Source organism: Thioalkalivibrio sulfidiphilus, assembly GCF_000377945.1.
Classification (GTDB): domain Bacteria; phylum Pseudomonadota; class Gammaproteobacteria; order Ectothiorhodospirales; family Ectothiorhodospiraceae; genus Thioalkalivibrio_A; species Thioalkalivibrio_A sulfidiphilus_A.
On record NZ_KB898926.1, the window covers coordinates 37,475 to 56,565 of the forward strand.

Below are 19,091 nucleotides of genomic sequence, written 5' to 3' on the forward strand. Positions count from 1 at the left end.
ATTACGGGCATCGCCGCATTGTGCGGGATTGTGAACGCTTACCACGGGTTACTTGATGCAAGTCAATTAGTGTGGCGGGCGGTGGAACTCAGAGGACGTCCAACGCCTGCTCGAGTCGCGACACCCCGATCACCTCCATGCCCTTGATGGGCTTGCGCGGCGCATTGCCGGCGGGGACGATGGCGCGGGTGTAGCCGTGTTTGGCGGCCTCCCGCAGGCGTTCCTCGCCGTTGGGCACGGGGCGGATCTCGCCGGCCAAGCCCACCTCGCCGAACACAACCAGTTCCTGGGGCAGGGGGCGGTTGCGGAAGCTGGACAGGGCGGCGACCAGCATGGGCAGGTCGGCGGCGGTCTCGGTGACACGTACGCCGCCCACCACGTTGACGAACACGTCCTGGTCGAACAGGGCGATGCCGCCATGGCGGTGCAGCACGGCGAGCAGCATGTTCAGGCGGTTCTGTTCCAGGCCCACGGTGATGCGACGGGGCTGGGCGGCGTGGCTTTCGGCCACCAGGGCCTGCACCTCCACCAGCAGGGGTCGGGTGCCTTCCCGGGTGACCATGACCACGCTGCCGGGCACCGGGTCCTCGTGGCGGGACAGGAAGATGGCCGAGGGGTTGCTCACGGGCTTCAGGCCGCTGTCCACCATGGCGAACACGCCCAGTTCGTTGACCGCGCCGAAGCGGTTTTTCACCGCGCGCAGGACCCGGTAGCGCCCGCCGGGATCGCCCTCGAAATACAGCACCGTGTCCACCATGTGCTCCAGCACCCGGGGTCCGGCCAGCTGGCCTTCCTTGGTGACGTGGCCGACGATGAACAGGGCCGTGCCGGTCTGCTTGGCGAAGCGCACCAGCTGGGCGGCCGATTCCCGCACCTGGGCCACGGAGCCCGGGGCGGACTGCAGCTGTTCCGTATAGAGGGTCTGGATGGAGTCCACCACCATGATGTCGGGGCGGGCCTGCTGGGCGTGCTGGATGATGCGCTCGGCGCAGGTCTCGGTGAGGAGCTTCAGGTCCTCGTAGGGCAGGCCCAGGCGCCGGGCGCGCAGGCTCACCTGCTGGGGGGATTCCTCGCCGGTGACGTACAGGCCGTTCATGGCACCGCCGTCCGCGCCGGTCATGATGGCAAGCGTCTGCAGCAACAGGGTGGACTTGCCGATGCCGGGATCGCCGCCGATGAGCACCACGGAGCCCTGTACCAGCCCGCCGCCCAGCACCCGGTCCAGTTCCGAGAGTCCGGTGCCGCTGCGCGGTTCCGCCTCCACCACCACGTCGCCCAGGCGGCGGATGGTGGCGGCCTCGCCGGCGTAACCGGCGAAGCGCGGGCTCGCCGCGGCCGCGGGCGCCGAGGCGATGGTCTCCTCCAGGGTGTTCCAGGCGCCGCAGTCGGCGCATTGCCCGCCCCACTTGGGGTGCACGGCGCCGCAGGCGGTGCAGTGATACTGGGTCTTCGCCCTGGCCATGGATCAGTTCGCCTCAGGCCCGCGGCCGGCCCGGTAGCCGGCCAGGCGTGGGCCGATGCGCGCGGTCTTCACGGCGTTGTTCTTCACCTGCACGATCTCGATGGGATAGCCGTCGATGAGCACGCTGGTGCCCGCCTCGGGGATGGTCTCCAGATGCTCGATGATCAGGCCGTTCAAGGTGCGCGGGCCTTCCAGGCTGAAGTGGGCGCCGATCATGCGGTTGAGCTCGCGCAGGTGCACGCCGCCGTCCACCACCCAGCTGCCGTCCTCCTGGGGCATGACGTCCGGGGACAGGGCCGCGGGGTCGGTGGTGAACTCGCCGACGATCTCCTCCAGCAGATCCTCCAGGGTCACCAGCCCCTGGATGTCGCCGTATTCGTCCACCACCAGGCCGATGCGCCTACGCTCGCGCTGGAAGTTGAGCAGCTGGCGGTTGAGCGGCGTGCCCTCGGGGATGAAGTAGGCATCGCGCAGGTTCTCGCGCAGGGTTTCCTTGTTCAGCTCCCCCTGGAAGATCAGCGGCAGGACGTTGCGCACATGGATGAAGCCCAGCACCTGGTCGATGTTGCCCTGGTAGACCGGCATGCGGGTGTAGCTGCCGGTGAACAGCTGCTGTTCGATGTCGTCCCAGTCGTCCTCCAGGTCGATGCCCTGGATCTCGTGGCGGGGCACCATGATGTCCTCCACTGTGGCCTTCTCCAGGTCCAGGATGTTGACCAGCATCTTCTGGTGCTTGCTGGGGATCAGGCCGCCGGCCTCGTTGACCACGCTGCGCAGCTCGTCCGAGCTGAGGGCATGCTGGTCGATGTCCTTGAGCCGCACGCCCAGTGCCCGCAGCAGGCCGTTGGCGATCAGGTTGATGACCCAGACCAGGGGATAGAGGATCTTGAGCAGGGGGGTGTAGACCCAGGCGGCCGGGTAGGCGAAACGTTCCGAGTGCAGGGCGCCCAGGGTCTTGGGGGTGACCTCGGCGAACAGCAGCAGGGCCAGGGTGAGCAGACCGGTGGCGATGGCGATGCCCACGTCCCCGTAGAGACGGAAACCGATGTAGGTGGCCAGCTGGGTGGCGAGGATGTTGACGAAGTTGTTGCCCAGCAGGATCAGGCCGATGAGCCGGTCCGGTTTGTCCAGCAGCCGCTGCGCCCGGCGCGCGCCCCGGTGTCCCGCCTGGGCCAGGTGGCGCATGCGATAGCGGTTGAGCGCCATGAGCGCCGTTTCGGAACCGGAGAAGAACGCCGAGCAGGCCAGCAGGGCGATGAGCACCGCGAACAGTGCGCTTAAGGGGATCTCAGCCAAGGCGGGGTGCGGGGGATTGGGCTATGCAGATCATTTAATCGATTCGAGGCTGATTATTCAAGAATTCAAAATTCAAAATTCAAAATTCAATGCAAGGTTGGAGTCTCGCCAAAGCGTTGGGACCAGAGCCTATTCCTTTGAATTTTGAATCTTGAATTTCGAATCGCCTCCTTATCTCCCCAGCACCAGTTCCAGCACCAGCTTGCTGCCGAAGTAGGCCAGGACCAGGGCGCCGAATCCGCCCAGGGTCCAGCGGATGGCGATGCGCCCGCGCCAGCCGAAGCGCCAGCGACCGAACAGCAGGGTGCCGAACAGCAGCCAGGCGGCGATGGAGAGCACCGTCTTGTGGGCCACCTGCTGGGCGAACAGGTCTTCCAGGAACAGGAAACCGCTCGCCAGGCTGGCGCTCAGGAACACGAACCCCAGGCCGATGATCTGGAACAGCAGGCTTTCCATCATGGCCAGCGGCGGCAGGGCGCGGATGAAGCCCCGGGGGTGATGGTTGTGCAGGTGCTTGTTCTGGATGGCCAGCAGGATGGCCTGGATGGCGGCGATGGCCAGCAAGCTGTAGGCCAGCAGGGAGGTCAGGATGTGGATCTGCAGGCCGGCGGGCAGGGCGGTGGCGGTGCCCGTCCCGCCCAGGCTCAGTTCCAGGGCCAGGGCCAGGGCGGCGAAGGGCAGCAGGATGATGCCCAACAGTTCAAGGGGGTGGCGCAGGCTGGCGATCCACAGCAGCAGGGCGATGAGCCACGCGGACAGGGACAGGGCGTTGAAGAAGCCCATGTCGATGCCGCTGGGGCTGAAGGCGTCGCCGTAGATGGTGGCGCCGTGCAGCAGCACCGCCAGGGCCCAGACCGCGAGGACCGGCCAGCGGGCGGGCGGTTGCGGCTCGTGCGCCACCTTGCGGCGCAGGCGCAGGGCCAGCATGAGGCTGGCGCCGAGGTAGAGCAGCGTGGCGATGAATCCGGCGATCATGGACATGGAGCGGTGCGGGGTCCCTGGGTCATGGCGTGGGTCGAGGCGAGCCTTGAGGTCAAGGAACGGATGATTGCACAGGCTCGGCCGCGGTTGAAGGGTGGTCAGGGTGTCGAGTGGCTCACAGACTTGGCACTTTGCCCGTCTAGTGCGACCTGTTGCGTGGCCATGACAAGAAACTGCGTGCTACTTTGTCTCAATTCCTAATAACAAGCTCCGGCGCCGGCGTCTTTTCCGGTGACCCCGGGCGGATCGGTTGCAGGATCATGGCATGCGCGTAGAGGTGCTCGGTTGCAGTGGCGGGATCGGCGGTGGCCGTAGGACCTCGGCGCTGCGTGTGGATGACGACATCCTGCTGGACTGCGGCACCGGGGTGGGCGACCTGTCCCCCGACGAGCTCAGCCGGATCCGCCATGTGTTCCTGACTCATCCCCACATGGATCACGTGGCCTGTCTGCCCATGCTGGTGGATACCCTGTTCACCCAGCTCAAGGAGGCGCCGCTCACGGTCTATGCCACGCCGCCGTGCATCGAGATCCTGCAGGCACACATCTTCAACTGGCAGGTCTGGCCGGATTTCCAGACCCTGCCGGCCCCGGACTCCCCGGTGGTGCGCTTCCGTCCCGTGGAATGGGGCGAGACCGTCACCCTCGGCTCGCGGCGCATCGATGTGCTGCCGGCCACCCACACCGTGCCCGCCTGCGGCTACCGGGTGGAGGGCAACGGCGGGGCCTTCGCCTATACCGGTGACTGCACCAGCAACGACAGCCTGTGGAAGGCCCTGAATGCCCACGACCACCTGGACCTGCTGGTGGTGGAGTGCGCCTTCGGGGACAGCGAGATCGATCTCGCGCGCCGGGCCGGACACTACTGCCCCGAGCTGCTGGTGCATGATCTCGCCAAGCTGGGTCATGACCCGCGTATCTGTATCACCCACCTCAAGCCGGGAGAGGAGGCGCGGGTGTTCGAGCAGCTGCGCAGGCGGGCGCCCCAGCGGGCCCTGCTGCAGCTTCGCGGGCGCGAGGTTTTCCAGCTCTGACGCCTCACATATAATATCTCCCCCGGCGCTCCTGCCGGATAACGCATTCACGGCGGCCACCTGGGTCAACTATCTGGGCCAGGCTGGCCCCGATCCCGGGACCGATCCCCATGTTCGAGAATCTCACCGAGCGCCTGCAAGGCACCGTCAAGCGCCTGCGCGGCCAGGCACGCATCACCGAGGACAACATCCAGGACACCCTGCGCGAGGTGCGCATGGCCCTGCTGGAGGCCGACGTGGCCCTGCCGGTGGTGCGCGAGTTCATCAGCCGGGTCAAGGAACGCGCCCTGGGCCAGGAGGTGCTGTCCAGCCTCACCCCGGGCCAGGCCCTGATCAAGATCGTCAACGACGAGCTGATCAGCGTCATGGGTCAGGCCAACGAGTCCCTGCAGCTCAACGTCCAGCCCCCGGCGGTGATCCTCATGGCCGGCCTGCAGGGCTCGGGCAAGACCACCACCACCGCCAAGCTGGCGCGTCTGCTCAAGGAGCGCCACAAGAAGCGCGTGGCGGTGGTCAGCTGCGACGTCTACCGCCCGGCGGCCATCAAGCAGCTGGAGACCCTGGCCGGCGAGATCGACGTGGAGTTCATCCCCAGCTCAGGCGGCGAGGACCCGGTGGCCATCGCCAGCCGCGCCCTGGACCAGGCCCGCAAGAAGTTCTTCGACGTGCTCATCGTGGACACCGCCGGCCGCCTGCACGTGGACGCGGACATGATGGCCGAGATCCAGCGTCTGCACACCGCCGTCTCCCCGGTGGAGACCCTGTTCGTGGTCGACAGCATGACCGGCCAGGACGCCGCCAACACCGCCAAGGCCTTCAACGACGCCCTGCCGCTCACCGGCGTGGTGCTCACCAAGGCCGACGGTGACGCCCGGGGTGGTGCAGCCCTGTCGGTGCGCCAGATCACCGGCAAGCCCATCAAGTTCCTGGGCGTGGGCGAGAAGACCGGCGCCCTGGAGCCCTTCCACCCGGAGCGGGTCGCCTCGCGCATCCTGGGCATGGGCGACGTGCTCAGCCTGGTGGAGGAGGCCACCCGCCAGGTGGACCAGGACAAGGCGGCCAAGCTGGCCAAGAAGCTCAAGACCGGCAAGGGCTTCAACCTGGAGGACCTGCGCGAGCAGCTGAGCCAGATGCAGAAGATGGGCGGTATGGCCTCGCTCATGGACAAGCTGCCCGGCATGGGTCAGATCCCGGAGGCGGCCAAGAAGCAGGTCAACGACAAGGAGCTGGGGCGCATGATCGCCATCATCAACTCCATGACCCCCGGCGAGCGCCGCCACCCGGACCTGATCAAGGGCTCCCGCAAGCGCCGCATCGCCGCCGGCTCCGGCACCCAGGTCCAGGACGTGAACCGCCTGCTCAAGCAGCACATGCAGATGAGCAAGGCCATGAAGCAGTTCTCCAAGGGCGGCATGGGCAAGCTGATGCGGGCCATGAAGGGCAAGCTTCCCGGCGGTGGTCTGCCGTTTTAAACAAGAGTCGAATATGACAACCCTCTTGTCTCCTGGATCTTGTATCTTGCCTCTCCAATCTGTATATTTGCGCGTTTCTCCGGGCTGGGGTCTTTTCCCCCGTTCCCGGTTGCGTGCAGACACATTATTTAAGGCGTATAGCTGATGGTAACGATTCGACTCGCCCGTGGCGGTGCCAAGAAGGCCCCCTTCTACCACATCGTGGTCACCGACTCCCGTAGCCCCCGCGACAGCGGCTACATCGAGCAGCTGGGTTACTTCAACCCCGTGGCCCGTGGTCAGGAAGTGCGCCTGCACATGAACCAGGAGCGCATTGAGCACTGGGTGTCCAAGGGCGCCCAGACCTCCGAGCGCGTGGGCAAGCTGCTGGCCGAGTTCCGCAAGCAGAATCAGGCCTGACAGGCCTGGACGCCGCGCACGCCGGCATGGAACGGCGTTCCATCGTGCTGGGCCGGGTGACCGGCCTTTACGGCGTTCAGGGCTGGGTCAAGGTGTTTTCCGAGACCCGGCCCCGTGAAGAGATCGTCCGCTACAACCCGGTCCTGCTGGGACACGCGGGGCAGTGGCGGGAAACCCGGGTGGTGGGCGGCAAGGCCCACGGCAAGGGTGTGGTGATGAAGTTCCAGGGTTGCGAGGACCGCGACGCGGCCGCGGCCCTGATGGGGCAGGAGATCGCCGTCTGGCGTGAACAGCTGGCGCGACTGCCGAAGGGCGAATACTACTGGGCCGACCTGGTAGGGCTCGAGGTGGTCACCACCGGGGGCGAGTCGCTCGGTGTGGTGGACAGCCTGTTCGAGACCGGGGCCAACGATGTGATCGTGGTCAAGGGTGAACGGGAACGGTTGATCCCCTACGTGCGCGGTGAGTTCGTCCGCGACGTGGACCTGGAAGCCGGCACCCTGACGGTGGACTGGGACCCGGAGTTCTAGTGTCCTGAGTCAGAGATTCGTTGCATTTCAGCGGGCCTGTACGGGATGCGCGGCAAGGCGCTCGAGCGAAGGACGGGCAGGCCCATTCGAGCGAGAGCAACGCGGCCGAGCACCCGTACAGCCCGCCCGTAGGGAGCCCCGCACAAGACCCAATGCGGCGTTGCGGTCCTTGCCAAGGGCTTGCCATTGCCTGCGGCCCGCGCCTTGCCTTGGGTCTTGTGCGGGGCTCTGAAATGCAACGAATCTCTAACTCAGGACACTGGGCCCGTGCGCATCGACGTGGTGACACTCTTCCCGGATCTGGTGAACTGCGTCTCGGGATGCGGGGTCACGGGACGGGCGGTGGAGCGGGGCATCCTGGACCTGCACTGCTGGAACCCGAGGGACTACACCGAGGACCGGCACCGCACCGTGGACGACCGGCCCTATGGCGGCGGCCCCGGCATGGTGATGAAGGTGGAGCCCCTGCGGCGCGCCATCCGCGATGCCCGGCAGGCGGACCCGGTCCCACCCCTGGTGGTCTACATGAGCCCCCAGGGACGCAGGCTCGACCAGGGCGCCGTGCAGCGGCTGGCCGATCTGCCCCGGCTGATCTTGATTGCCGGACGCTACGAGGGCATCGACGAGCGTCTGGTGGAACTGGAAGTGGATGAGGAATGGTCCATCGGCGACTACGTCCTCTCCGGCGGCGAACTGGCCGCCATGGTGGTGATCGACGCTTGCGCCCGGCTGTTGCCGGGGGCGCTGGGCGACGAGGATTCGGCGCAGCAGGATTCGTTCATGACGGGCCTGCTGGACTACCCGCACTACACGCGCCCGGAGGTCTACGAGGGGCGGGGTGTGCCGCAGGTGCTGCTCGGCGGACATCATGCCGAGATCGAGCGCTGGCGGCGCAAGCAGGCCCTGGGCCGGACCTGGCAAAGGCGCCCGGACCTGCTGGAACACAGGGTTTTGGACGAGGCGGATCAACGCCTTCTGGATGAATATCGACGCGAGCTCGCAGATGCGGATCGCAGCAAGCAGTGACTGACAGGGGTCAAACCATGAGCAAGATCATTCAGCAGCTGGAAGCGGAACAGATGAACCGCGAAGTGCCTGACTTCACCCCCGGTGACACCGTGGTGGTGCAGGTCAAGGTGAAGGAAGGCAACCGCGAGCGCCTGCAGGCCTTCGAGGGTGTGGTCATCGCCAAGCGCAACCGCGGCCTGAACTCCGCGTTCACCGTGCGCAAGATCTCCCACGGCGAGGGTGTGGAACGTGTGTTCCAGACCTACAGCCCGGCGGTGGCCGAGATCCAGGTCAAGCGTCGCGGTTCCGTGCGTCGCGCCAAGCTCTACTACCTGCGCGACCTGACCGGCAAGGCTGCCCGCATCAAGGAAGACATCAAGCGCGGCTGATCCCGAGCCCACCGTAAAAAAACGCCCCGACCGGGGCGTTTTTTTTGTCCGTAGGGTTTGCAATCCGTCCATGGTCGCTGCCACGTTGTGGGTTATGCTTTTGACCACTGACCACTGACCACTGACCACTGACCACTGACCACTGACCACTGACCACTGACCACTGACCACTGACCACTGACCTGTGTCCATGCCACGCCTCCTGCTGCTACTCCTGATCCTCCTGACTCCCCTGTCCCATGCCGACCCGGTCGTCGACGAAGCCATGGGACTTGCCCGTCTGGGAGCCGCCGATCTGGCCCTGGCCATCTTGGATCGCCACCCACCGGATCGCCTGACCCACCCGGACCGCTGGATGGCCAGGGAGCGGGCGCGTCTCGAGATCCTGGGCATGGAGCAGCGCTGGCAGGGGGTGGTGGACCGTGCCGCACGCCTGCCGGCCGGTCTGCCCCGGGAGTTCCTCATCTGGGCCCGGACCCGGGAGGCCCATGCCCTGCTGTCCCTGGGGCGTGGCGAGGCGGCCCGCTCGGTGCTGCGGGACCTGATCTGGTTCTCCGGGGATGCGGTCAGCGAGGCCTGGCTGGATGCCTGGCGCGGCATGCTGGCGGAGAGCTACTGGCAGGACGGGCTGGGTGACGATGCGCTTTCCACGCTGCGCCGCTGGCGCCAGGATCGGGGCGAGGCGGCGCAGATCCCGCTGCAACTGGAGGCCCGTGTACTGCTGGACCAGGGGCAGGGCGAGGAGGCGGCGCACATCCTGGAGCGGGAAACCGGCCACGAGGCCCGCGCCCTGCGGGCGCTGGCCTTGCTGCGCACCGGCAGCCGTCCCGCCGAGGATCTGCATCGGAGCATGACCCAGGCGGCGGCGACGGCGGACCTGCCCGCCCCGGATCGTGCCCGTTACCTGGCCGTGGCCGCCCTGGCGGCCGCCGAGACCACGGACCTGGCGCGGCGCGTGGAGGCCCTGGAGCGGGCCTTCGCCGTGCAGGGGCGACTGCCCCGGGAGGAGCAGATGCTGCGCCTGGACAAGGATGCCCTGTGGCTGGCCTATCTGGACCTCGGGGAATCCCTGGGCAACGAACGCCAGTTGCTGATCGGCGATGACGACGCCTGGTTCGCCCTGGCGGACAGCCTGGGCAGCCGGTCGAGGATCCAGGCCCGGGCCCTGTTTGCGGTGGTGGGTGTGCGTGGCGTCGATCCCGAGGGTCGCGCCACCGCCCACCGGCGCCTGGGTGAAAGCCTGCTCGATCGGGATGACGGCGCCGAACTGATGGACGTGCTCTACCTGGAGGGCGGGCGCTTCCCGACCCCAGAGGACGTGCCCGCCCCGGTGCGTCACCTGCTGGCCGAGCACGCCGTGGACCGGGGCGATCTGGATACCGCTTCACGCCTCATGGCGGGACTGTCCCGGCCGCCGGAAGGGGTGGACGGCTTCGAATGGGGCCTGCGCCGGGCCCGGGTGCTGATCCTGGGGGGGCAGGAGGAGGCGGGCATCGACGCCCTTTACGACCTGCTGTCCGGGGTGCGGCAGTTCGACGCCGAGCGGGCCGACCGGTTCCTTCAGGTGCTGTTCGATCTGCAGACCCTGCGCCGTCATGATGCCGCCGTGCACCTGTTCCGGGCCGTCGCGCCCCGGCTTACCGACGCCCGCCAGGCCCGGGAGGTGCTCTACTGGGAGGCGGACTCCCACCAGGCCCTGGGCCAGCACGAGGAGGCGGCCCGGCTGTACCTGCGCTCGGCGGGGCTGGGGGACGGGCCCTGGGACCCCTGGGGCATGACCGCCCGGTTCCAGGCCGCCGGGGCCCTGGCGGAGGCGGGGCATGTGTCCGATGCCCGTGCCCTGTACCTGGACCTGCTGCGGGTCACCCGTGAGCCGGAACGCCGTGTGCTGCTGCGTCAGCGCCTGCAACAGCTGGACCTGCGCTGAGTCCCCATGTTTGCCGGGGTCATGATATGCGTTCATGCCCTCGGATGGCGCCGCTGGTCTGGCGTCTCGGCATCAGCTAAAGATTTTCCCTGGTTGTGCCGATAGCATGAGGTACACAGAACACTAACGATCCCCCGGCGTCTGCATCCGCACGGATGGCGCAAAAAACGATGGGGGACAGACCACCGGAGTCCGACATGTTCAGCGCCCTCGCCAGGTTGTCCATCCGCTTCAAGCTGCTGGCAGGTTTCGCCTTCGTCCTTGCCATCCTGCTCATCGTCTCCCTCATCGGTCTGCGCGGTCTGCAGGCTACCCGGGTCATGGTGGACGAGATGGTGGGCGAGGTGCAGCCGGTGACCCTGGCCGCCATGGAGGTGGACAGCGCCCTGCACAACGCGGCCTCCTCCCTGGGCTTCTACCTGATGAGCAAGGAGGACGTGCATCGAGACGCCTACGACGCCAACTTGGCGCGCCTGAGGGAGGCGGTATCCGGCCTGGCGTCCGCCCCCCTGGTGCAGGCCGATCCGGAACTCAACCGGCTTGTGACGGCCATCGCCGCGGAGGCCGAGTCCTTCATGGGGTACCGCGACGAGATGGTGGCGGTGGCCACCGATCTCAGCCTCAACATGCCCGCCATGGAGATCTCCGCGGTCCGGCTCAACCCGTTTGCCCAGGAGTACCTGCAGAACATCTCCCAGATGGCGGCCACGGAGATGAGCGAGGATCTCAGTGAGACACGCAGGGAGCTGTTCAACGACTTCCACGAGGTGCGTTACGGCATGAGCAACATCATGGCCGGCATCCGGGGATTCGTCGCCTTCCGCGACACCGCCTCCCGCGAGAACACCCAGCTGTATCTCAATCGCAACCGCAGCCTGCTGCAATCGATCCAGGAGCGTGGATTCCTGCTCAACTTCGAACAGGAGATGGGCCTGGAGGAACTCGTTCGCCTTCAGGCCGAGCTGGAGGAAGGTCTGGCCGAATTGTTCCGTGTGCACGGCAGTGACCAGTCCCATCGCGATGCCTACCTGATCCGCACCCAGGTGGGTCCGCTGCTGTTGCAGAGCAAGGAGCGCATCAACGATCTGGTGTCGCGTCTGGAGGGGCGCATCCAGGTCACCAGCGAGGCCCTGGTGGACCAGGGGCAGACGGCGCAGCGCGTCATGCTCACCTTCCTGCTCATCGGCCTGGCCCTCGGCGTGCTGGCGGCCATCGTGCTGGCCGGCGCCATCGTGCGTCCCCTGCGCCAGGCCATCGTCGCCATGGAGGACATCGCCCAGGGCGAGGGCGACCTGACCCGCACCCTCAAGGAACAGGGCGGCCCCGAGCTGTCCGCCCTGGCGCGCGCCTTCAACCAGTTCGTGGCCAAGATCCGCAACGCCATGAGCCAGGTCACCGATGCGGTCTCCCAGCTCTCCAGTGCGGCGGAACAGATGTCAGTGATCTGTGCCGAGACCAACGAGGGCGTGGAGCGTCAGCGCAACGAGACCGACCGGGTCGCCACCGCCATGAACGAGATGTTCAGCACCTCCCAGGAGGTGGCCGGCAGCGCCGGTGCTGCGGCCGATGCCACCCATGCCGCCGATCAGGCCGCGCAGGACGGCGAGCGCATCGTCAACGAGGCCATCGCCTCGATCACCGACCTGGCCCATGAGGTGGAGAACGCCGCCGGCGTGATCGACAGCCTGGGTCAGGACGCGGAGAAGATCGACTCGGTGATGGATGTGATCCGCGGCATCGCCGAGCAGACCAACCTGCTGGCGCTCAACGCCGCCATCGAAGCGGCGCGCGCCGGTGAACAGGGCCGTGGCTTTGCGGTGGTGGCCGATGAGGTGCGCACCCTGGCCTCACGGACCCAGGAGTCGACCCGCGAGATCCAGCAGATGATCGAGCGCCTGCAGGCCGCTTCCCGCAAGGCAGTTGAGGTGATGGAATCCGGGCGCAAGCGCGCCCACGCCACGGTCGAGGCCGCCCACGGTGCAAAGACGTCCCTGGGCACCATCACCGGGGCGGTCAAGACCATCAACGAGATGAATACGCAGATCGCCGTGGCCTCCAGGGAGCAGAGCCAGGTGGCCGAGGAGATGAACCGCAACGTGGTCAACATCAGCGACGTGGCCGAGGTCAATGCCCGTGCCGCCGGTCAGGTGGCCTCGGCCACCCAGGATCTGTCCCGTCTCTCCGCCGAGTTGCGCGGGCTGGTATCCCAGTTCAAGCTCTAGCCCGCATATCTCACCGGTCGGACACCGGCGGACGCGAATCCTTCGCCTGCTTCCGCGATCCCGGTGAGATATGCGGGCTAGCAGGTTGGCTGGGAGATCACCATGGACCATGATGCCGTGATCCAGACGCCCGTCGGGCGTCTGGGCATTCGTTGCGATGGTGGCAAGCTGCTGAGCGCCATCGACTATCTTTCCGACACGACACCGCTTTGTGCGCCGCGTCATGACTTGTCCGCGGAAGTGGCGCGTCAGCTTCGTTGTTACTTCGACGATCCCGCGTTTCGTTTTGATCTGCCGCTGGCCGAGCTGGGTACGCCCTTTCAACGCCGGGTCTGGTCGGCCTTGCTTGAAATCCCTTGTGGTGAAACACGCAGCTACGGCGAGATCGCCCAAGCGCTTGCCAGTGGTGCGCGCGCCGTGGGCGGCGCCTGCGCGCGCAATCCGCTCATCATCGTGGTGCCCTGTCATCGTGTGGTGCCCGCGGGTGGCGGACTGGGCGGTTACGGAGGCAGTACGCGGGGTGCGGAGGTGGACATCAAGGCCTGGTTGCTGCGCCATGAGGCGCGTGATGCGAGAGCCTGCATTCACCGCGCGCACAAATAATTTCATCAGACAGCGAATAAATGCGGGGCTTGCAGCGTCATTGTGGTGTCGTGCTGCGGTGAATCGAGTGCTCACGCTATATTAGAAAATGCTGTTGTTTTTCTGTTTCTTGACATTGCACCAGTGCTTTATCAGGCTATAGCCCAGTCATGAGCAGGACGTATCGGGAGAGGGCACGCTCATGACTGCAAATAAGAAAACAGAAAGTTTTGGGAGGTTGGTATGCAAGTAGTCTGGGCTGTGTTCGCGGTGGCACCCACGCCATGCAGCGAGTGGTCCGCATCTTAGGCCGTCACTCCAACATTGTTTTCGTCACATAAAAACTGTGGCACGGCCAATCCAGGTCTCCTGTCCGTTTCAAGATCAACATGGAATGCAATCCTGGACCAGACAGGTTGTCTTGGGATGGTCATCCCTGCCGCGAACGAAGTGAATCTATAGATGGAGGTTTCCATGTTTAAGAAAGCCTTGCTGGCGTTGCCTCTGGCCCTGACCGTTGGGGTCTCGGCTCACGCTAAGGATCCGGTGGAAGTGCTTCAGGGGTTGATCAATTCCATCGACTCCCCCTACCTGACCCAGAGTGAACAGAACCTGATGATGATGCCGGACAACCCTGCCCTGTGGGTTGCCGAGGATGGCAGGGCGCTGTTCCACACGCCTCGCGGCCCCAACAACGTCTCCATGGAGGCCTGTGACTTCGGCAAGGGTCCTGGCGTGCTGGAAGGCGTGTATGTCGAGATGCCCCGTTACTTCGCCGATACCGGTCGCGTGATGGATCTGGAGACCCGCATCGTCCACTGCATGACCACCGTGCAGGGCTTCCCCGCCGATGATCCGGCCGTGCGTGCGCGTCATAACAACGACTCCGACCACATGAAGCTGCAGACCTACATCGCCAGCTACTCCAACGGCATGCCCTGGAATCCGCCCCTGAGCCATCCACTGGAGAAGGCCCTGCGTGACGCCGGTGAGCAGATGTTCTTCCGCCGTGCCGGTGCGCTGGACATGAACTGTGCCACCTGCCACAGCCAGACCGGCAAGCGCATCCGTGCATCCGTACTGCCCAACGCCAACGTGCCCCAGGAGTGGACCAAGGCCGTTTCCTGGCCCGCCTTCCGCGTGGGTCATGACCACGTGCGCAGCTCCCAGCACCGTGTGCGCGGCTGCTACTGGCAGATGCGTCAAGGCCAGATCGTGGCCGGTTCCGACGCCTCCATCGCGCTGATTTCCTACTGGACCGATCTCGCGCGCGGCCAGCCGGCCATCCTGCCTGACATGAAGCGCTGATCCCGGACGCAACAGGAGATAGAAAATGATGTTGATCAAGAAAACCACCCTTGCGGCCGGTGCCGCCGCCCTTGCGGCCCTGCTGATCGTTGGCTGCGCCGCCACCGATACGGCTGACACCGCCACGGCGGCCAAGCCGGACTACACCAAGATGAGCTCCAAGGAACTGGCCGAATACCTCATCTTCGAGGCCGGCGGCTTCCGTCTGGATCAGCCCACCCAGGAAGGCACCACGGTGCGCGAGCGTCAGACGCAGGACAACCTGCAGAAGATCTGCTCCGAGACCCGTAACCAGCCCTCCCCGGAGCAGGCCGGCCAGATCATCGCCGATGCCCGTGCCTCCATCACCTATCCCGAAGGTGGCATCCAGCTGGGTGACTGGCGCAAGGGCCGCGAACTGGCCTGGTCCGGTTTCGGCTTCCGCGTGGGCCACAACAACGACGACCACAGCCGTCGTGAAGTGGGCGGCAACTGCTACAACTGCCACCAGATGGCCACCGACCGTGTCGGCGGTAACCTGGGCCCCAGCCTGACCGGCTATGGCAAGAGCCGTGGCAACAACGACGCCACCCGTCGTTTTGTCTACGAGATCATCTACAACGCTCATGCCTACTTCCCCTGCACCAACATGCCTCGCATGGGTGCCAACGGGCTGCTGAGCCAGCAGGCGATTGCCGACATCATGGCCTACGTGCTTGATCCGGATTCCCCGGTCAACAAGTAAGCACCTGATGTCCTAGCTGTCGCTTCGGCGTTCAGCGAAGCCTTGAGGCCACCGGCGTCAGCCGGTGGCCTTTTTCGTTTCTGTGTCTCTGTACTGGACGTGAAAAATAAGTAATTAATCGAATACTTATTCTTGTTGACAAGATCCGGCGTTGGCGCATATTGATGCCACCGCTGTAACCGGGCCTCGCTTCAGTTCGAGGCTCTTGCTGCGGTTGCTCCGTCGGCAGGACGTGGTTTTCTGTCGGTGGTGTGACGACTGTGGTATCCTCGACAGTGCTGTCCCCCCCCCGTTCTGCCTCAACGAGACCCGGCCCGCCCCAGGGACCGGGAACTTGTGCGGTGCACATCATCCCCCTTAACCGAAGTCACCGTTGTGGTGGAGGTTTTTCCATGATGAAGAAAGTGTTGCTGGCCTTGCCCGTGGCCCTGGCGATCGGCGTCGCGGCCCATGCGCAACCGGCGAAGGATCCCGTGTTGGTGCTCGAGGCGTTGATAGGCAAGGTGGATTCAGCCTACCTGACCCAGAGCGAGCAGAACCTGATGATGATGGCGGACAATCCCGCCCTGTGGACCATGGAGGATGGCAAGGCCCTGTTCCACACCCCCCGGGGCCCGAACAACGTCTCCCTGGAAAGCTGCGATTTCGGCAAGGGCCCGGGCGTGCTGGCGGGTGCCTACACGGAACTGCCCCGCTTCTTTGCCGATACCGGGCGGGTCATGGACCTGGAAAGCCGCCTGGTGCATTGCATGATGACCCTCCAGGGCTTCCCAGCCGATGACCCCGCGGTGCGCGTGCGCGACGGCTCCAACTCGGACCACATGAAGCTGCAGACCTATATCGCTGCCCAGTCGAGTGGCATGCCCTGGAATCCGCCCATGAAGCATCCCCTGGAGAAGGCCATGCGTGATGCCGGCGAGTACATCTTCTATCGCCGCAGCGGCACCATGGACTTCAACTGTGCCACCTGCCACACCCAGACCGGTAAGCGCGTGCGCGCCTCGGTGCTGCCTAACTCCAGCATTCCAGAGGAGTGGACCAAGGCAGTCTCCTGGCCTGCATTCCGCGTGGGCCACGACCACGTGCGCAGCAGCCAGCACCGGGTGCGTGAGTGTTACTGGCAGATGCGTCACGCGGTGCCCATCGGCGGTTCCGATGCCACCATCGCGCTGATCTCTTACTGGACCGATCTCGCGCGCGGCCAGCCGGCAATCCTGCCTGACATGAAGCGCTGATCCCGACGCAGACTGGAGACTTGATATGATGACCCTGAACAAGACCCGCTTTGCGGCCGGACTAGCCGCGATCACGCTGATGCTGCTGGTCACTGCCTGTGCTGGACCCGAGTCCGGCAAGGCGGATGCATCCGGCAAGGTCGACTACACGAAGATGAGCGCCAAGGAACTGGGCGAGTACCTGATCTTCGAGTCCAACAGCTTCCGCCTGGACATGCCCACCCAGGAGGGGACGACCGCCCGGGAGCGCATGATGCAGGATGACCTGCAGATGCTGTGCTCCCAGACCCGCAACCAGCCCAGCCCCGAACAGGCAGGCCGGATCATTGCCGAGGCGAGGGCCTCGATGAAGTATCCGGAAGGTGGTATCCAGCTGGGTGACTGGCAGCGGGGCGGCAACCTCGCCTGGGGTGGTTTCGGCTTCCGCCTCGCGGATCAGTCCGACGACCACAGCCGGCGTGCAGCGGACGGCGCCTGCTACAACTGTCATGCCCTCTCACCCCAGCGTACCGGTGGCTCCCTGGGGCCGAGCCTGACCGGTTATGGCAAGAGCCGCGGTGACAGCGAGGCCACGCGTCGTTTCATCTACGAGATGATCTACAACCCCCACGCCTATTTCCCCTGCACCAACATGCCGCGCATGGGCTACAAGGGCGTGCTCAATGAACAGGCCATTGCCGACATCATGGCCTACCTGCTGCACCCGGATTCCCCGGTCAACAAATAACAGGACGATCGTTGCGCAGGGATGCGCCGCATTGATGAGCCGCCGGTGCTTTGATACATGAGCCGGCGGTTTTCTTTTGTCAGCAGATGTGGTCTAGAGCGACGGTGACGGTGTGTGCCTCGTCGCCTGCCTGTCGCGATGTGCGTGACCTCCAGGCCTGCCGCGCTTGCGCATGGGGCGGCCTGCTGATCGGGAGCCTGCGGCTGACGACGGGCACGGCCCGCCCTATGTGTCTGCTGATGCGCATTCAAAGACAAGATATTTGCCGTGCACGACACTAAAATGGCGGCATGCGCGTATTGTTGTTGCCAATCCTTCTCGCCTGTCTCGGTGCAGGCCTAGTCCTGGCCCAGCCAGCCCCGGTGCCCGAAGAAGGTGCCGACAGCATCGCCGACTACCGGCGCATGCTGCGGGAGGGCAATCCCGGAGAATTGTGGGTGGCACGGGGGCAGCAGCTGTTTCATGCCCCCCGCGGTCCCAATGCCGTCTCCCTGGAGGCATGTGACCTGGGCCTGGGCGCTGGTGTGCTGGATGGCGCCTATGCCGCCCTGCCGCGCTATTTCGAGGACGCGGGCCGGGTGCAGGACCTGGAGTCCCGGCTGGTGCACTGCATGGTGAACCTGCAGGGCTTTGACCGGGCGCAACTGCTCCAGGATGCCTTCTCCACCGGCGAGCGGGAGTCGGACATGGAGGCTCTGGCGGTCTACGTAGCCTCCCGCTCCAATGGCATGCCGCTGGACGTGCAGCTGGAACATCCCCGGGAACTGGAGCTGTATCGCATCGGCGAGACCCTGTTCCACCGGCGCAGCGGACCACTGGACATGTCCTGCGCCACCTGCCACAGCCGGGAGTCCCGCCGTATCCGCCTGCAAACCCTGATGAACATCAACAGCCCCGTGCAGGTGCGCGAGGTGATGGGCAGCTGGCCCACCTACCGGGTGTCCCACGGCACGGTGCGCACGCTCCAGCACCGCATGTGGGACTGCCACTGGCAGATGCGCCTGCCCGATGTGGAGTATGTCTCCGATGCCACCGTGGCGCTGATCCTGTATCTCACCGAGCAGGGCAGGGGAGGGGTCATCGATGTGCCCAGCATCCGTCGCTGAGCGTGCCCTGGGCGCAGCTGCCCTGGTCCTGCTGATCATGCTGGCCGGCTTCTCCGCGACGACACAGGCGCGCGGCCTGAGCGCCCTGGAGCGCCAGGTGGAGGCGGTGATCCGCGACAGCTGGGGCGATCTCTCCGGCCAGGAGGCCCGCCGCCTGGTGCAGGACGACACGCAGCTGGATTGCAGCCGCGCGCGCAACCAGCCGGGTCCCGCCCTGAGCGAGGAGATCCTGAGTCGGGAACGGGCGCGCATCCGCTATCCCGAGGGGGGGCTCAGGCCGGGTGACCCGGTGATGGGTGCGGAACTGGCCCGCAGCGGTTACGGCGGCCGGGTGGGCGCGCGGCGTCCCGATGACCCGGGCCGTGCCAATGGCGGCAACTGCCAGGCCTGCCACATGCTCGAACCCCGCGACGATGCCGGCGGCACCCTGGGCCCGTCCCTGGCCGGCTATGGCATCGGCCGGGGCCTCGATCCCGAGGCCCTGCGCCATCTCTATGAGCGCATCTACAATCCCCAGTCCCAGATGCCCTGTTCCGCCATGCCGCGCTTCGGCCATAACGGCTTCCTGACACCGGAGCAGATCCTGGACATCGCCGCCTATCTGCTGCACCCGGATTCCCCGGTCAACCGCACCGAGACCCTGCGCGAGGCCCCGGCCGATCCCGTCCGTCCCGTGGCCCCGCGCTGATC

General features: G+C 65.8%; 18 protein-coding genes. 15 read left to right on the forward strand and 3 right to left on the reverse strand.

Going from position 1 to position 19,091, the window contains the following annotated elements; genetic code table 11:
• Positions 1–88 precede the first annotated feature (88 nt).
• From radA to D580_RS0103495, 3 genes are all read right to left on the reverse strand, one after another.
• Positions 89–1,462 carry a DNA repair protein RadA gene (gene radA, locus D580_RS0103485; RefSeq protein ID WP_018953050.1) on the reverse strand — a complete coding sequence of 458 codons (1,374 nt, stop codon included), beginning with the start codon at positions 1,460–1,462 and terminating at the stop codon, positions 89–91.
• Between the two features lie 3 nt (positions 1,463–1,465).
• Entirely contained in the window at positions 1,466–2,758 is a 1,293-nt protein-coding gene (locus tag D580_RS0103490; protein ID WP_026289671.1) for an HlyC/CorC family transporter, read from the reverse strand.
• 171 nt (positions 2,759–2,929) lie between these two features.
• Positions 2,930–3,739, reverse strand: coding sequence for a cytochrome C assembly family protein (locus tag D580_RS0103495; protein WP_018953052.1), 810 nt, complete (start codon positions 3,737–3,739; stop codon positions 2,930–2,932).
• Positions 3,740–4,004: 265 nt separating this feature from the next.
• Here D580_RS0103495 and D580_RS0103500 point away from each other — a divergent pair, with 265 nt between their 5' ends.
• The 15 genes from D580_RS0103500 to soxX (D580_RS0103570) all read left to right on the forward strand — a co-directional run bounded on the left by D580_RS0103500 (position 4,005) and on the right by soxX (D580_RS0103570) (position 19,089).
• Positions 4,005–4,772 (forward strand): 3',5'-cyclic-nucleotide phosphodiesterase, encoded by a 768-nt coding sequence (locus tag D580_RS0103500; RefSeq protein ID WP_026289672.1) that lies wholly within the window; start codon positions 4,005–4,007, stop codon positions 4,770–4,772.
• Between the two features lie 110 nt (positions 4,773–4,882).
• A complete protein-coding gene (gene ffh, locus D580_RS0103505; RefSeq protein ID WP_018953054.1) occupies positions 4,883–6,244 on the forward strand; it encodes a signal recognition particle protein in 1,362 nt (453 codons plus the stop codon).
• A 144-nt stretch (positions 6,245–6,388) separates the two neighbouring features.
• A complete protein-coding gene (gene rpsP / locus D580_RS0103510) occupies positions 6,389–6,643 on the forward strand; it encodes a 30S ribosomal protein S16 (RefSeq protein ID WP_018953055.1) in 255 nt (84 codons plus the stop codon).
• A 26-nt stretch (positions 6,644–6,669) separates the two neighbouring features.
• Complete coding sequence (gene rimM, locus D580_RS0103515; RefSeq protein WP_018953056.1) at positions 6,670–7,173, forward strand: ribosome maturation factor RimM; 504 nt, start codon at positions 6,670–6,672, stop codon at positions 7,171–7,173.
• A 267-nt stretch (positions 7,174–7,440) separates the two neighbouring features.
• Complete coding sequence (gene trmD / locus D580_RS0103520; protein ID WP_018953057.1) at positions 7,441–8,199, forward strand: tRNA (guanosine(37)-N1)-methyltransferase TrmD; 759 nt, start codon at positions 7,441–7,443, stop codon at positions 8,197–8,199.
• Between the two features lie 17 nt (positions 8,200–8,216).
• A complete protein-coding gene (gene rplS, locus D580_RS0103525; RefSeq protein WP_012637428.1) occupies positions 8,217–8,570 on the forward strand; it encodes a 50S ribosomal protein L19 in 354 nt (117 codons plus the stop codon).
• A 190-nt stretch (positions 8,571–8,760) separates the two neighbouring features.
• Complete coding sequence (locus tag D580_RS0103530; RefSeq protein WP_018953058.1) at positions 8,761–10,497, forward strand: hypothetical protein; 1,737 nt, start codon at positions 8,761–8,763, stop codon at positions 10,495–10,497.
• Positions 10,498–10,694: 197 nt separating this feature from the next.
• Positions 10,695–12,719, forward strand: coding sequence for a methyl-accepting chemotaxis protein (locus tag D580_RS0103535; protein ID WP_018953059.1), 2,025 nt, complete (start codon positions 10,695–10,697; stop codon positions 12,717–12,719).
• Positions 12,720–12,821: 102 nt separating this feature from the next.
• Positions 12,822–13,322 (forward strand): methylated-DNA--[protein]-cysteine S-methyltransferase, encoded by a 501-nt coding sequence (locus D580_RS15140; RefSeq protein WP_018953060.1) that lies wholly within the window; start codon positions 12,822–12,824, stop codon positions 13,320–13,322.
• Between the two features lie 453 nt (positions 13,323–13,775).
• The gene (gene soxA, locus D580_RS0103545) at positions 13,776–14,609 is read left to right on the forward strand and encodes a sulfur oxidation c-type cytochrome SoxA (RefSeq protein ID WP_081617231.1); all 834 of its coding nucleotides are present in this window, start codon (positions 13,776–13,778) and stop codon (positions 14,607–14,609) included.
• 25 nt (positions 14,610–14,634) lie between these two features.
• A complete protein-coding gene (gene soxX, locus D580_RS0103550; RefSeq protein WP_018953062.1) occupies positions 14,635–15,333 on the forward strand; it encodes a sulfur oxidation c-type cytochrome SoxX in 699 nt (232 codons plus the stop codon).
• 392 nt (positions 15,334–15,725) lie between these two features.
• Positions 15,726–16,568 carry a sulfur oxidation c-type cytochrome SoxA gene (soxA, locus tag D580_RS0103555; protein ID WP_018953063.1) on the forward strand — a complete coding sequence of 281 codons (843 nt, stop codon included), beginning with the start codon at positions 15,726–15,728 and terminating at the stop codon, positions 16,566–16,568.
• 25 nt (positions 16,569–16,593) lie between these two features.
• Positions 16,594–17,295 (forward strand): sulfur oxidation c-type cytochrome SoxX, encoded by a 702-nt coding sequence (gene soxX, locus D580_RS0103560; RefSeq protein ID WP_018953064.1) that lies wholly within the window; start codon positions 16,594–16,596, stop codon positions 17,293–17,295.
• 362 nt (positions 17,296–17,657) lie between these two features.
• Positions 17,658–18,401: a sulfur oxidation c-type cytochrome SoxA gene (gene soxA / locus D580_RS0103565; protein WP_018953065.1), complete on the forward strand. Its 744-nt coding sequence runs from the start codon at positions 17,658–17,660 to the stop codon at positions 18,399–18,401.
• Entirely contained in the window at positions 18,379–19,089 is a 711-nt protein-coding gene (soxX, locus tag D580_RS0103570; protein ID WP_018953066.1) for a sulfur oxidation c-type cytochrome SoxX, read from the forward strand. The genes soxA (D580_RS0103565) and soxX (D580_RS0103570) overlap by 23 nt, the downstream gene beginning before the upstream one ends.
• Positions 19,090–19,091: the final 2 nt, after the last annotated feature.

Coding starts and splice junctions, on each gene's coding strand:
- rplS (WP_012637428.1), top strand. CDS start 8,217: ATGAGCAAGATCATTCAGCAGCTGGAAGCGGAACAGATGAACCGCGAA.
- D580_RS15140 (WP_018953060.1), top strand. CDS start 12,822: ATGGACCATGATGCCGTGATCCAGACGCCCGTCGGGCGTCTGGGCATT.
- ffh (WP_018953054.1), top strand. CDS start 4,883: ATGTTCGAGAATCTCACCGAGCGCCTGCAAGGCACCGTCAAGCGCCTG.
- soxX (WP_018953062.1), top strand. CDS start 14,635: ATGATGTTGATCAAGAAAACCACCCTTGCGGCCGGTGCCGCCGCCCTT.
- D580_RS0103535 (WP_018953059.1), top strand. CDS start 10,695: ATGTTCAGCGCCCTCGCCAGGTTGTCCATCCGCTTCAAGCTGCTGGCA.
- soxA (WP_018953063.1), top strand. CDS start 15,726: ATGATGAAGAAAGTGTTGCTGGCCTTGCCCGTGGCCCTGGCGATCGGC.
- soxX (WP_018953066.1), top strand. CDS start 18,379: ATGTGCCCAGCATCCGTCGCTGAGCGTGCCCTGGGCGCAGCTGCCCTG.
- D580_RS0103495 (WP_018953052.1), bottom strand. CDS start 3,739: ATGTCCATGATCGCCGGATTCATCGCCACGCTGCTCTACCTCGGCGCC.
- D580_RS0103530 (WP_018953058.1), top strand. CDS start 8,761: ATGCCACGCCTCCTGCTGCTACTCCTGATCCTCCTGACTCCCCTGTCC.
- soxA (WP_081617231.1), top strand. CDS start 13,776: ATGTTTAAGAAAGCCTTGCTGGCGTTGCCTCTGGCCCTGACCGTTGGG.
- rimM (WP_018953056.1), top strand. CDS start 6,670: ATGGAACGGCGTTCCATCGTGCTGGGCCGGGTGACCGGCCTTTACGGC.
- soxX (WP_018953064.1), top strand. CDS start 16,594: ATGATGACCCTGAACAAGACCCGCTTTGCGGCCGGACTAGCCGCGATC.
- D580_RS0103500 (WP_026289672.1), top strand. CDS start 4,005: ATGCGCGTAGAGGTGCTCGGTTGCAGTGGCGGGATCGGCGGTGGCCGT.
- rpsP (WP_018953055.1), top strand. CDS start 6,389: ATGGTAACGATTCGACTCGCCCGTGGCGGTGCCAAGAAGGCCCCCTTC.
- radA (WP_018953050.1), bottom strand. CDS start 1,462: ATGGCCAGGGCGAAGACCCAGTATCACTGCACCGCCTGCGGCGCCGTG.